The sequence below is a fragment of the Bacillus kalamii genome (assembly GCF_047238185.1).
Lineage (GTDB): Bacteria > Bacillota > Bacilli > Bacillales > DSM-1321 > Bacillus_AD.
Map to the genome: position 1 here is coordinate 1,044,685 of NZ_JBDFMI010000006.1, position 13,893 is coordinate 1,058,577.

Here is a 13,893-nt window from a genome sequence, read left to right on the forward strand (position 1 = left end):
GGCCAATGCAAAATATTAACTTATCATTTCCGTGTGAGAGATGATATGTTTAAATTGAATGATAAGATGAAGTTGCTGATTAGATGCTTCTCTAAAAATCTGGTGAAGCAGAGAAAAGCGAGCACTCAGTTTCGTTAAAATAATGATTGTTTACAAGTATGGGGCAAGGAAGCTTTCTGAAAAATGCCCTGCAATAAATGAAGATAGTATGAGGATGAGGCCGTATGAATACTAATGCCGATGAAAGTTATCGACTTGCGGAGCGAAAAGCAGCCGGCTATTTTGAGGCACTTTATGGACAGGCTGCGGAAAAGTCCTATATCCCATTATTAAAAAAGGATATCCAGTCGTGGAAGAGCAATCATGTCCGGCGCTGGACCTTATTCTCCTTTTTTTTACGGGATAGGCGAAAGAAGAAACAAAACGATTACCATCAATATATCAAATGGATGCATTACACTGGAAAGCTGGATCATTACTTGGAGCGCAGCATTTCGTATATTTTTATGCGGGATCTTGGGAAAGCATTGGATGAGCCTGATACAAAAAAACGGATTCGACGTGTAGTTGGCGGTTTGAAGAAGCAATTGATTGAATCTGCTGAAAACCAAAAAGAGATATACAGCCTGGCTGAATTGTATAGGTGGGCGCAGAAGGAAGGCATTGAAAACTCATTGATATGGGTGATGGACAAGCTCAAGGATGTTTTATTTCATATACCGGAAGGAATGGATGCCGATCAAGCCCAGCGGAAACTGATTAAACTAATCGGCGGTGTGCTGATGCATGTGATGGAAGAGATGGAGGATGGAACAGATCCTGAAGTACGGAGTGCCAAGCTCGATGAAGCGATCAGGCTGGGTTATTCCTACGGGCTGACATATCCATTTATTGATGATCTGCTCGATGCGAAAATTCTGTCTGCTGATGAGGAAAAACAGTATTCCCGTATGATCCGTACTTCCATTACGACCGGATCAGTGCCGGTGTGGAAAGGCTGGGATGGTAAAAATAGTGAGCTGATGCGGTACGTCCATTCGGAGCTTCAGGAGGCGTTTGACTATATTAAGCAACAGCAGCACCCTGAACGAAGGCAGCATTTCTTGGAGCAATCATATGTCTTTTTTCAAGCACAGGAAGTGGATCGGTCAAAGAATCTTGCGTGTGCTCGGTATAGCAATGAAGATCTGTATATTCCGGTCATCTTAAAATCTTCTTCCTCCCGATTGATCGTCCGGTCGGTTATCGGGGCAGATGAGGATGAGGGCTTTGACAGCCGTACATTTTATTATGGCATTTATAATCAATTGGCTGATGATTTTGCCGATATGTTCAATGATATGGAGGAAGGTGCGGTGACACCTTACACGTATTATTTGAAATATGGCGGTCAACGCCCGGATCTGTTGAACCCATACGAATTGTATTGGACGGTCATATCCCATTTGATCCATTTCGTTTATCATGCTGATCCGCTGGTTTGCGAGGTCATCCTGGACCGCGCCATTAATGGTTTGAAACGGTTCAAGGAGCGGATCGGAACCGATAAATACAATGAAGTGATGGATACTTTCGCTAAGGGAGATCCAGCGTTTAACCGTATGATACAGGAACTTGTTCAGAATGCGGAGGATGTCGATTTCTATGATAAACTGCTTCGTGACCATATGCTCCTGCAATTGAGAAAAGAACGGGAGGAACGAGAAGCATTTCAGCACACCATCGAAATAGTACGTAAAGAAATCGATCAGTTTCTATTAATGAACGAAGAGGAATCCATTTCAACATTGGACGAGCCGATTATTGAAGCAGCCAATTACAGCTTGAAGGGTGGAGGGAAACGTCTTAGGCCCATTATTGCCTGGGTGATGGGTATAGAAGGATATGGGATTGAAAAGACGGAACTTATTCCACTCTTGAAATCATTGGAATATATGCATACGGCATCGCTCATTTTCGATGATCTGCCATCGCAGGATAATGCGCCGACCCGAAGAGGAAATCCGACGCTTCACGAAGTATATAATACAGCGATTGCGGAAATAACTGGCCTTTTTTTGACGCAGAAGGCTGTAGAAGAGCAGGCATCCATCCATCAGTTTGATCCGAAAGCGGTGCTCCGCTTAATTCGGTATTCTTCACAGAAAGCGATGGAGATGTGCCAGGGGCAGGCTATGGATCTGGAAGCAAAAGGGAAAAGGCTGTCACTCGGGCAATTAAACGCTATGTGTTTTTATAAAACAGGCATCGCTTTCGAAGCGGCTCTTCTTATGCCGGCTATTCTCGCCGGGGCAGAGGATAGTGAATTGGAGGCGCTGAAACAATTTGCGCAGCATGCCGGCATTGCGTTTCAAATAAAGGATGACTTGCTTGATGTGGAAGGAAACGGGGATATACTTGGCAAACCTGTCGGCCAGGATGCCGAAAACCATAAATCCACCTTTGTTTCCGTACTCGGAAGGGAAGCTGCCCGGAAAGAAATGTGGAAACAATACTGCCTTGCGATGGAGTCTTTGGAACAAGTCCCGCGCAATACTTCATTTTTAAAACATTTAATGGACTATATAGTGAACCGGAAATATTGATAGAGCCAGCGCCATGTTGCTTCGGCTCTTTTTTTGTGAAAGAACTGTTTGAGTAAGTGGATATGGGTTGAAATCTATTAGAGGGAGCGATTATTATGGTACTATCGAATTATGCCTAAAGAACTATTTATTGATACGGCTTATTTTGTGAAATGGTATACAATCAGGCGTGTTGATTGATCTTGCTTTTATGGAAAAGGGAGGAAATTTGGAGAGTGGATATGAATATTCTCTATCATGTCATCATTGTATTGGAAATGGTATCTGTGAATCTATTAACATTGCATCTCTGTTCCAAAAGCCGCTATTCGAATAGAAAAATCATACTAGTCCTGGCGGTATTTACTATTTTAATTGTCGGGTTCTTTATGCCGTTCCTGAAATACGCGAATCCCCATTATGGAAATGGAAATGGCTTGTTTGTACTGGTTGGTTTTTTATATCTGTTTCCACTAAGGTATTTGTATAAACTGCCCAATGCGAAATTGTTAATGATTGTATGCTCAGCATGGATTTATACGATGCTAATCTTCATGATTTCTTTGCATACATCCTTGTTATTATTTCCGCATGAGTTCGCGTTGTCTACTATGGGTGCCCAAACAGGCTTATATGTACTGACCGGGCCCCTATTCATGAAATTCATTCGCTATAAATTTATGCTTGTGCTTGAGAATGTTACCGGTAATGCCGGCACGAGCAAGTGGCTTCAATGGGTAAGCGTCGTCTGGTTTATCACATTGGTGCTGGTTAATTATACATTGGTTACCGGAAGTAAATCGGTTGGATTACTGTGTATGCTGCTTCTCGCAGTAAATGTCATATCCACCTATAGCCTTCTATACAGTGTAGTAAATACAACCATGCATATCGAAATGTTGAAAAAAACGGTATATAGGGATTCTCTGACTGGCCTGCCTAACCGGAACAGTTTGTTATATGAATGTGAAAAAAGAATTCAGAATGGAATTCCCTTTGATTTAATTTTTTTTGATCTGGATTATTTTAAGAGCGTAAACGACCGATTCGGGCATGTGGTTGGAGATGAATATCTTAAGAAATTTTCAAAAGTGTGCAAATCGCGATTGAAGGGAATGGAAGGGGTTTTATTCCGTATTTCCGGCGATGAATTCATTTGCTTATGCTCAGGAGGCCCTGAGCATGTGCAGAGGATCCAAGGGGAAATGAAGAGGCTTAAAGGAGATCCCTTTTTAAAAGAAATTAATTTTTTGGGTGTAAGCTGCGGTTCGGCCAACTATCCGAGCGATGCTGCTTGTGTTGATAAATTAATTAGCATAGCAGATCAAGCAATGTATAGGGATAAAAGTGAAAAGCATAGAAAATGAACGGCAGGCTCATCCATGAAGCCTGCCGTTCATTTTCTATAGCTCATCCGCCAGTCCGAGCAAGGCAATGCCGGCGATGACGACGATAATGAAGGCATATTGCTTCCAATTCAGTTTTTCTTTCAGGAAAATCCTTGAGAGCAGGACTGAAAAAATGCTGTAGGATGCAATAAGCGGTGCCGCTATGATGGCGTTGGAGGACATGGCAAAGACATAAAAGAATTGCCCGGTCGTTTCAAGAATAGCTGCAAAACCCTTATCTCTCTCTTTGAAGACATTGAATGATTGCTTCTTGATGAATTTCAGGAAAATGAAACAGAAGACAGCACAAATGAAGAATGTATATTCATAGGCTAAGAGCGCTGCATTTTCACTGATCAACTTCATTTCATCGAGGTAGATGCCGTCAGCAAATGTACCCAGTCCGTCAAGCAGGCAATACAGCAGTGGAAAGGTGATGGCCAAGAAGCCAATTTGATATTTTTTATCAATCTTTTCCGAACTTGCCTTCAACGCTGCATTTTCAGCTTTCTTCTCAAGTATGGCAATAGCAATGATGCCGAATGTAATCATAATTAATCCAGCAATTTCTACTGCGCCTATTTCATGGGTGAAAAAGATGAATAATAGAATAGCGGTGACAGCTCCTGATGAATTCTGGACAGGTGAAGCGATGGATAACTCGATGTATCTAAGGCCGATATAGCCGATCGCCATCGAGAGAATATAAAGCGCCGATACAGGCAAATAGTTGACCATATCCATTGGATTGAAAGACAGGCCCTTTATGAGCATATACGCGGTCGCATGGATTCCCATAACGAGCCCAACCATAATGACAATCTTTATATGGCTATATTGATCATTGCTGTCAGTCCCTTTTTTATAGAACAGGTCAGCAGCGCCCCAGGAAAAGGCGGTTAATAGTGAAAAAAAGAACCACATGTTGATTTCTCCCCATAGTAACCTCTATTGGCATTCATATTGAAATAGAATAGAATAGTATATTATATTTTCAAAACAGTTCAATTATACTATTAAAATAATATATTTCAAATATTTCATTTAGTTGGAGCGTTGCGGATCCGCCGAAGTATTTTGGGGTAGTGTATTGTGAGGACCATGCTTAAGGCGGAACATTTAGTTTCCCTTTATAAGATGATCAATGGGTTAAAATAAGGTGTATAAACGGTAATGGAGGGAAGGCCATGGATATTTTGATTGCGCCAGATTCTTTTAAAGGCAGCTTATCTTCTGTTGAGGCAGCTCAGGCAATAGAACGCGGGGTCAGAAAAGCGCTCACAGGAGCGAAGATTGTTTTGGTTCCTGTTGCTGACGGCGGGGAGGGGACATTGGACAGCTTAGTAATTGCCACAAATGGCCATAAGGAACAAGTGACTGTAAAGGGTCCTTTGATGGAACCAGTGGAGGCGGCATATGGCGTCCTTGGCGATCAGAAAACATGCGTTATTGAAATGGCGAATGCATCCGGATTATGTTTAATCAAGGATAAAGACCGTAATCCGATGGTCACTACGACATATGGAACTGGGCAGTTGATTAAATCGGCACTGGATGCCGGATACCGCCATTTCATTTTGGCGATCGGCGGTAGTGCAACAAATGATGGGGGAGCCGGCATGCTGCAGGCATTAGGGATGAAACTGCTGGATTCTAGGGGGGGTTCTATCGGAAAAGGCGGAGAGCATTTGGCCCGAATTGCCAAGATCGACGAGCAGGAATTCGACCAACGCATTCAGCATTGCTCGTTCTTAATCGCTTCTGATGTCGATAACCCACTCGTTGGGCCAAAAGGCGCTTCACGCGTGTTCGGGCCGCAAAAAGGGGCTACTCCGGAAATGGTTCAAGAGCTTGATCAAAACATGGCCCATTGGGCGGATGCCATAGAGAAACATACAGGAATCAGGCTACATGATAAGGAGGGAGCAGGGGCGGCAGGCGGAATCGGCGGCGCCTTCCAAGCATTTTTTCCATCAGAATCGAGAAGGGGAATCGATATTGTGATGGAATACGCTAAGCTGGATGAATATCTGCGGAAAGCTGATTGTGTGTTTACTGGCGAAGGGCGCATCGATTTTCAGACCGCTTACGGCAAAGCGCCTGCAGGCATAGCGCAAGCGGCAGCTAAGTATGGTGTTCCGGTTTTTGCGCTCACAGGTTCCATCGGAAATGGAATAGATGAATTATACGGCTATGGCATCACGAGTGTCCATAGCATTATCAACTCGGCGATGGATTTGGAGGCGGCGATTTTCTGTGCTGCAGAATTGCTTGAGTTTACGGCAGAACAGGTTATCCGAACGTTTGTGGCATCAAAAAGAATGGCATAATACAAAAATGGAGCATGGTCCGCTAGGATGTTTGGCTTCTAAAATGAATGATCAACCCCACCCGTTCATGACGGATGGGGTTAATCTTATACAGCAGCCTTCTTATTTTCAACGACTATATCTATAAACAATTCCATGAACCGCAAATCTCCTGTCAGTTCCGGATGGAAGGAAGTAGCCAGTATATGTCCTTGTTTGGCGGCAACAATATTGCCCTCCCAAACAGACAGTATGTCCACCTCGTCTCCTGCACGCTCTACGTAAGGGGCACGGATGAAAACTGCGGGGAAGGGGGAATCCATTCCTTTAACTTCCAGGCTTGCTTCAAAGCTGTCGACCTGCCTGCCGAAAGCGTTTCTTCTTACGGTCATATCGATAAGCTGTAAATGGGGGGCTTCATTGCCGCTCAATTTGTTTGCCAACAGTACCATGCCGGCGCACGTACCGAATACAGGCTTTTCTTTGGCAAAGGAGAGAATGGGTTCCATAAATCCATACTGGTCAATAAAGCGCCTCATTGTGGTACTTTCGCCGCCTGGCAGGATCAATCCATCGAGCTTCTCCAGTTGTCCGGGAGTTTTAATGATGATACCCTGATGCCCACAAGATTCAACCTGGTTTATATGTTCCTGGACTGCACCCTGCAGTCCGAGTACGCCGATTTTTAACATTTTACCAGCCACGCTCCTGCATTCTCTCTTCAGGCTTTAGGCGTGATATATCCATTCCTTTCATTGCCGCACCCAATTCTTTTGATAGTTTGCCGATCAGGTCATAGTCTGTGAAATATGTAGTGGCCTGGACAATGGCGGATGCGAATTTTTCCGGATTTTCTGATTTGAAAATGCCTGATCCGACGAACACGCCGTCAGCGCCCAATTCCATCATTAATGCGGCGTCAGCAGGAGTGGCGATCCCGCCGGCTGCAAAGTTAACGACCGGGAGCTTGCCTGCTTCTTTAATGGATTTCAGTACTTCAAAAGGAGCGCCAAGCACTTTGGCCTCGGTCATTAATTCATCATCATTCATATGGCTGACCTTACGTACTTGTGCGTTCACCTTCCGCATATGGCGCACGGCTTCAACGATATTGCCTGTTCCTGGCTCTCCTTTTGTGCGCAGCATGGACGCGCCTTCGCCGATACGGCGTGCTGCTTCTCCAAGATCACGGCATCCGCAGACAAAAGGCACGTTGAATTCGCTTTTTAACAGATGGTACTCTTCATCTGCTGGAGTCAGCACTTCGCTTTCATCGATATAATCGACACCCATAGCTTCCAGTATACGCGCTTCAACGATATGTCCGATCCGGGCTTTTGCCATGACAGGGATAGATACTGCCTGAAGCACTTCCTCTACGATCCGGGGGTCTGCCATCCTTGCTACTCCGCCGGCTGCACGGATATCGGATGGCACCCGTTCAAGTGCCATTACTGCAACTGCACCCGCAGCTTCAGCGATTTTTGCTTGTTCCGCATTAATGACATCCATAATGACTCCGCCTTTTTGCATATGTGCCATACCACGTTTTACTCTTTCGCTTGCTATTGTTTTATCCATTCATATCCATCCTTTTCCATTGTATAAATTTCTTGTTTCTAAGTATAAAAAGTGTCAGACTGTATTAAAAGAGTCAGTTTTTGAAATTTTAATGGGGTCAGAGAAAAGGAAGTGGATCGATTGTGGATATGATTTCCTGTAATTTGGAACGTTCCAGTGGTGTGTCACTGTATGAACAACTCTATGAATTTATCAAGAAAGAAATTTTAAACGGGCATCTTCCATATCAAACTAAATTGCCATCGAAACGGAAGTTGGCCGATTTTCTGCAGATCAGCCAAAATACAGTGGATACTGCTTATAATCAATTAGTGGATGAGGGATATGCGGAAGTGGTCCCGAGAAAAGGGTACTTTGTACTGGCGCATGAGGACTTGGAATATGTGCCGAAAGCGGAAATGCCAGTGGAGCATCTGTCAAAAAAAGAGCCGATCCATTATCATTTCCATCCCGGGCAAGTGGATACTGCACATTTTCCGGTTGCGTCCTGGAGAAAAATGGCCAAGCAGGTGATTTCTGAAGAGAATCGGGAGCTATTGCTTCTGGGAGAAGCGCAGGGAGAGTACGAATTGCGTAAGGAAATTGCAACATATCTTTATCATTCCCGGGGAGTTGTTTGCACGCCTGAGCAGATCATTGTTGGAGCCGGAATGGAAATCCTTTTGCAGCAGCTGTTGATTTTACTTGATCATGATACGGTTTACGGTGTGGAAGATCCCGGCTATCATCTGATCGACCGTCTGTTGAAAACCTACCCGAAGGAAGTTCATCCGCTTGCTGTTGATGAAGAAGGTTTGATTGTTGATGATTTGGAACAGTCCGGTATCAATGTAGCCTATGTGACGCCATCACACCACTTTCCATATGGGACGATCCTGCCGGTCAATCGAAGGATGAAGCTGCTGAATTGGGCAGCTGCGGAAAGAAATCGTTTTATTATCGAGGATGATTACGACAGTGAATTCCGTTACAGCGGAAAATCGATCCCCTCTCTGCAAAGTATGGACCAGGGGGGCAAGGTGATCTATGCTGGCTCCTTTTCCAAGTCGCTAATGCCTTCCATCCGCATCAGCTATATGGTACTGCCGCCTTCGCTATCTTCTCGTTACAGCAGGGAAATATCTTTTTACCACTGCACCGTTTCCCGGATTGACCAGCATATATTGGCCAAATTCATACGGGAAGGCATGTTTGAAAAGCATTTGAACCGGATGAGGAAGGTGTATCGGCAGAAACTTGATATGGTGCTTCGAATAATCAGGAAAGAAGTGGACTTTATTACGGTAATCGGAGGTAACTCCGGCCTTCATGTTGTATTGGTCATCGATAATGGCCAGGGAGAGGAAGAGCTATTGGAAAAAGCTGCAAGAGCGCATATTAAAGTGTACCCGCTTTCTTCCTACATGCTTGTGAAAAAGCAAGCTATGCTGCCTACATTTGTTCTTGGTTTTGCCGGAATACCGGCTGAGAAATTGGAGGATGCGTTAACTTCTTTACTCGCTTGCTGGAAATAGAAAAATCCCGCTGTTTCAATGGACAGCGGGATTTTTGGGTTACCCCAATCGGTTCGCTCGTTTCTTTTGATAACGGTAAAACAAGAATAAAAGGAGGAACCAAATCGGCGTCATTAATAACGAAACACGAGTAGCTTCTGCGAACAGCATCACGATTAAGATGAAAGCGAACAAGGCTAGGACCACGTAATTGACGAAAGGTGTCAACGGTGCTTTAAAAATAGATTTTGCACGTAAATCAGGCCGTTTTTTAGAATAGATGAGATGGGAAATCAAAATAATGCTCCATACCCATATAAAGCAAATAGCGCTGATTGTCGTAACGATTGTAAACGCCTGCTCCGGTATGACTTTACTCAATAATGCCCCTACAGACAAAACAATGGTAGATGTGAATAAGGCATTGCCCGGTACGTGGTGCTTGTTCAATTTGGCGAGTTTGGCAGGCGCTTCTCCGTTGTTTCCGAGTGTATAAAGAATCCGGCTTGTAGAGAACATCCCGCTGTTGCATGCAGAAGCAGCAGATGTCAGAACAACAAAATTGATGATTCCAGCAGCAATCGGAATGCCGATCAATGTGAAGACTTCAACAAATGGGCTGCTGGTTGCATTAAGCTGGTCCCAAGGATTGATGCATAGAATGACTAACAAAGCACCGACATAGAAAAGTAAAATCCGGACTGGGATTTTATTGATGGCCGATGGAATGTTCTTTTTCGGATCCGCTGTTTCCGCTGCAGATACACCGACTAATTCAACTCCGACGAACGCGAAGACAACCATCTGGAGTGACAGCAGGAATCCGGATATGCCGTTAGGGAACATGCCTCCATGCTTCCATAGGTTGGTGACGGAAACGGTGCCGGTATTTGTTTTGAATCCGACAATCAATAAGACGACCCCGACAACAATCAAGGCAATAATTGTGATGACCTTAATGATGGCAAACCAAAATTCCAATTCGCCAAACAGTTTTACCGTTAATAGATTCAGCCCCAATAAGATGACAAGGCAGGTCAGAGCGGGAACCCACTGAGGAATATCGAACCAATACTGCATATATACCCCGACAGCGATAATATCGGCCATGGCGGTCATGATCCAGCAGAACCAGTAGGTCCAGCCAGTGATGAAACCAGCCCAAGGCCCGATATACTCGGCTGCAAACTGAGTAAATGACGTGTAGCCTGCATTGGATAGCAGCAATTCTCCCAATGCCCTCATTACAAAAAACAAAGCAATACCTATAATCAAGTAAGAAAAAATGATAGATGGGCCTGCCAATTGAATGGATTTTCCGGATCCGAGGAATAAGCCTGTACCTATCGTTCCCCCGATGGCAATCAACTGTACGTGGCGGTCTTTTAAATCTCTTTTTAATTCTTTTTTAGCCAAGGTGTGCGCCCCCATTGATAGTAATGTAATTATTATGAAAATTCTTTCTATTTTTAGTGGTTCTTTTTAACTAATGGCCATCTATTAAGCTTGCAGTCTACGTTTTGTAGTGAAAGCGGCCGGTTCTCATTTGTATGGATGATTTTTGTTGTACCATTGATATTCCCCCATTCTTTTATGCAATAAAAAAAGAGACTGGAAGCTCCAATCTCATCAGGTTAAGGAATAACAAATCATTATTCGTTACTCTTCTGTCCTTTGGCCTGAGATTGTGAATCCTTCGGCGCTGCATTACATGCAGTCTCTCCAGAAGCTGCTCCTGCTATAGTGTGATCCATAACATTCATCGCTTGCTAGTATTCGGTTAAAAAATAAAAAACGATTGTAAATTATTTTCTTGGAATAATTAAAAATTATAGCACTATTTTTTTTGTAGGTCAATAGATCGAAAAGAGAAAATGTAAACAAGGTTCAAATAATCCTTCTATAATATTCCGAAAATGAGGTTTTCTTATTTAGGCTTGGAGTTGAAGGATAGATGCGATTATTATAGGCGAACCTGATATGCATTCTTTTGAAAATGAAATATAAAGAAGGCCCTCCTCCGCTGTACCAGTTTGGTTTTATAATTGAAGCCGTATAACGATATAGCTGGATTGATCATTATTATCAAGGTGTTTCTTGTTGTTTTGAAGAGAAAGAGAGCAATAAAAATACAACTTATAGAAATGTCTATTTAAATAGTCTAAACCATAGTTTATTTTTCCATATATTTGTATAAGTAAGAATTGAAGTCCGACAGTGCATTTGTAATGGCTGGAATGAGGTAATACTTATAAGCATATCCACAAGTCATTATTAAAAACCATAAAAAGAAAGCGCAAGAATGTATGAAAATTAACATTCTTGCGCTTAGAAGGATATTATAAATTCTGTAAGCTGTTTGAGTCCGAACTAAATGACTATACATTTCATTTGATTCCATCGGCTTCCAACCCTTTTCTGACAAGCTCCAATAGAGCGCCTGTCCAGGTGGATATATCATTTTCATATTGATATTGTTCCACTTTTTTAATTAAAGGATCAGGTACCCGTATATCTTTTCTAGTTGTTGGGATTTTCTTCAAATAAGCCACTCCTAGTATACTTGACTTGTACGTGAAATTATAATAGTATATCTTTTGGTAGTTTTTTTGTACGTGAATTATACGTTAGTTTTACGATTTTGATTTCTATACATTTTCTAGTAATTTCTGAAAATATATTATAACAAAAAAATGTGCAAATTTTATACAATTTTTTTGGCGTAATTATGTCACCAAGAGAATTAGGAAGAAAGTGACTTACCGTTTCGTTTAGGACTATGGGCATATAGAATATTGGTCTATACTAAAACTCTCTCTTTCTATCTGAATACTCTGGACTGAATGAATATAATTGAATTCGATTTATTTTCGATTTTTATAAAAGATTAAAAATGAGAGAGATGTGAGAATAGGTGCCGTTTGAAATCATTGCTATGCTGCTTGCCATAGTTTGTTCTTTATTTCCTATATTCCATATGGTGAATGCAATAGGAATTGTAAAAGAATATAAACATAAGAAAAGAGATCAAAACGTAAATAAACAAGGAATTTCTATTCTGATTCCTTGTTATAACGAGTCTGATATTCTTGCTTCTACCATAAAAGGAATTAAACATTCGACTGGTCATTATGCCAATTCAGAATTTATTTTTATTAATGACGGCTCTAAAGACTCAACATTATCGGAGTTAATGAAGCAGTTGCACTTGAAGCCTTATTACCGCAGATTAAGCGGTGTTTTGAAATATGAAGTGATCAATGGGGTGTATCAATCAACATTATATAATAATGTGTTTGTAATTGATAAAGTCAATGGTGGAAAGGCAGACGCATTGAATGCAGGAATTGACTTTGCTCACCATAAACTAGTAGTTACATTGGATGCAGATACAATCTTGGACAAAAACGCTCTTCATGTAATCAATTCAGAATTCCAAGATGAAAATTTGATTGCAGCAGGTGGTTTGGTCAATATTCTTCAAGGTGAACAACTTGAAAGCGGCGTACTTAACTTGAAACTAAGATATATTATTCGCTTTCAGATACTTGAGTATTTAAAAGGTTTTATGATTTTAAAATCATCACTTTCCCGATTAAATGCCATGTGCGTAATTAGTGGAGCCTTTGGCGTTTTCCGGAAGGAAGTTTTGTTAAAAGTCGGCGGCTATCGTGATACAGTTGGTGAAGATATTGATATTACGATGAAATTACAACAGTATATCTTTAACCATAAAGGAAAGAAAATGACATTTCTTCCTGATGCAATATGCTACACAGAATGCCCGTCAAGCTGGAAAGATTTATTCAATCAACGTGTAAGATGGCAAAAGGCTTTTGTTGATAGTTTCCTAATTTATTTTAAACCAATGATAAAATCACTTTTCAAAAGGTCTATTTCTTTATTCTTTATCTTCGATGCCTTTTTAGTGGGTACTCTATCGTCTAGTTTTACGTTGCTCTTTTTATTTTATATTTTAACAATTGGCTATTCTGATAAGACATTCGAAATCTTAGGAATATACTTTGTTCTTTCTCTGCTGTTAAATTTGACATATACGCTCATTACCATCCAAATCAGTAAAAAATTTGGTTTGGTCATAGGCAGTAAGAAAGAATTAATTAAAACAATCATAGGGGAATTAGTTTTCTTTAGATTTGTATTTATGCTTTTCGTAATGATGGGAACTATTCTTTACTTCTTCAATAAAGATGGCTGGAACAAAGTGAAAAGGTCAGGAAATGATTATTTTGAAAATAATAGCGATGCTGATTCTCTGTCAGATATTAAGGAGAAACAGCGAGCCAGTTAGTACCTCGATTACTACATTCCAAGCTGAAAACTTAACTTCTTTTATGGAAGTTAAGTTTTTTTATAGGTATGTAATTTAATAAAACAGTAATGTAGTGGATTTTATTCTTTTGTTACATAATGTAGGAGAATAAATAAATTTAGAAAAATCCCTAATAAAATATGTGATTTTTATTAGGAATTTTCTTGGTTTTATGTTTTCTAACCATTTAGAGAAAAAATGTTAACGTTTTCAGTTGCCTTTTTT

Annotated in this window: 10 protein-coding genes and 1 riboswitch; of the genes, 5 read left to right on the forward strand and 5 right to left on the reverse strand. The window is 41.5% G+C overall.

Going from position 1 to position 13,893, the window contains the following annotated elements; genetic code table 11:
- Positions 1–224 precede the first annotated feature (224 nt).
- Entirely contained in the window at positions 225–2,585 is a 2,361-nt protein-coding gene (locus ABC357_RS22980; protein WP_412889829.1) for a polyprenyl synthetase family protein, read from the forward strand.
- A gap of 221 nt (positions 2,586–2,806) precedes the next feature.
- A complete protein-coding gene (locus ABC357_RS22985; RefSeq protein WP_412890106.1) occupies positions 2,807–3,931 on the forward strand; it encodes a GGDEF domain-containing protein in 1,125 nt (374 codons plus the stop codon).
- Positions 3,932–3,967: 36 nt separating this feature from the next.
- On the opposite strand, the gene ABC357_RS22990 is transcribed toward ABC357_RS22985, so the two are convergent.
- Positions 3,968–4,876 (reverse strand): EamA family transporter, encoded by a 909-nt coding sequence (locus ABC357_RS22990; RefSeq protein WP_412889830.1) that lies wholly within the window; start codon positions 4,874–4,876, stop codon positions 3,968–3,970.
- 263 nt (positions 4,877–5,139) lie between these two features.
- Here ABC357_RS22990 and ABC357_RS22995 point away from each other — a divergent pair, with 263 nt between their 5' ends.
- Positions 5,140–6,282, forward strand: coding sequence for a glycerate kinase family protein (locus tag ABC357_RS22995; RefSeq protein WP_412889831.1), 1,143 nt, complete (start codon positions 5,140–5,142; stop codon positions 6,280–6,282).
- Positions 6,283–6,368: 86 nt separating this feature from the next.
- On the opposite strand, the gene pdxT is transcribed toward ABC357_RS22995, so the two are convergent.
- Both pdxT and pdxS read right to left on the reverse strand, forming a co-directional pair.
- On the reverse strand, positions 6,369–6,953 hold the full coding sequence (gene pdxT, locus ABC357_RS23000) for a pyridoxal 5'-phosphate synthase glutaminase subunit PdxT (protein WP_412889832.1): 585 nt from the start codon (positions 6,951–6,953) through the stop codon (positions 6,369–6,371).
- A gap of 1 nt (position 6,954) precedes the next feature.
- On the reverse strand, positions 6,955–7,842 hold the full coding sequence (gene pdxS, locus ABC357_RS23005) for a pyridoxal 5'-phosphate synthase lyase subunit PdxS (RefSeq protein WP_412889833.1): 888 nt from the start codon (positions 7,840–7,842) through the stop codon (positions 6,955–6,957).
- Positions 7,843–7,964: 122 nt separating this feature from the next.
- Between pdxS and pdxR the strand changes: the two genes are divergently transcribed.
- Positions 7,965–9,356, forward strand: a complete 1,392-nt coding sequence (pdxR, locus tag ABC357_RS23010) for a MocR-like pyridoxine biosynthesis transcription factor PdxR (protein ID WP_412889834.1) — start codon at positions 7,965–7,967, stop codon at positions 9,354–9,356.
- Between the two features lie 39 nt (positions 9,357–9,395).
- Here pdxR and ABC357_RS23015 read toward each other — a convergent pair whose 3' ends face one another.
- Both ABC357_RS23015 and ABC357_RS23020 read right to left on the reverse strand, forming a co-directional pair.
- Positions 9,396–10,751, reverse strand: coding sequence for an amino acid permease (locus ABC357_RS23015; RefSeq protein ID WP_412889835.1), 1,356 nt, complete (start codon positions 10,749–10,751; stop codon positions 9,396–9,398).
- Between the two features lie 241 nt (positions 10,752–10,992).
- Positions 10,993–11,071, reverse strand: a riboswitch (glycine riboswitch).
- 651 nt (positions 11,072–11,722) lie between these two features.
- The gene (locus ABC357_RS23020) at positions 11,723–11,878 is read right to left on the reverse strand and encodes a hypothetical protein (RefSeq protein WP_412889836.1); all 156 of its coding nucleotides are present in this window, start codon (positions 11,876–11,878) and stop codon (positions 11,723–11,725) included.
- Positions 11,879–12,249: 371 nt separating this feature from the next.
- Here ABC357_RS23020 and ABC357_RS23025 point away from each other — a divergent pair, with 371 nt between their 5' ends.
- Positions 12,250–13,647 carry a glycosyltransferase family 2 protein gene (locus ABC357_RS23025; protein WP_412889837.1) on the forward strand — a complete coding sequence of 466 codons (1,398 nt, stop codon included), beginning with the start codon at positions 12,250–12,252 and terminating at the stop codon, positions 13,645–13,647.
- The last annotated feature ends 246 nt before the right edge of the window (positions 13,648–13,893 follow it).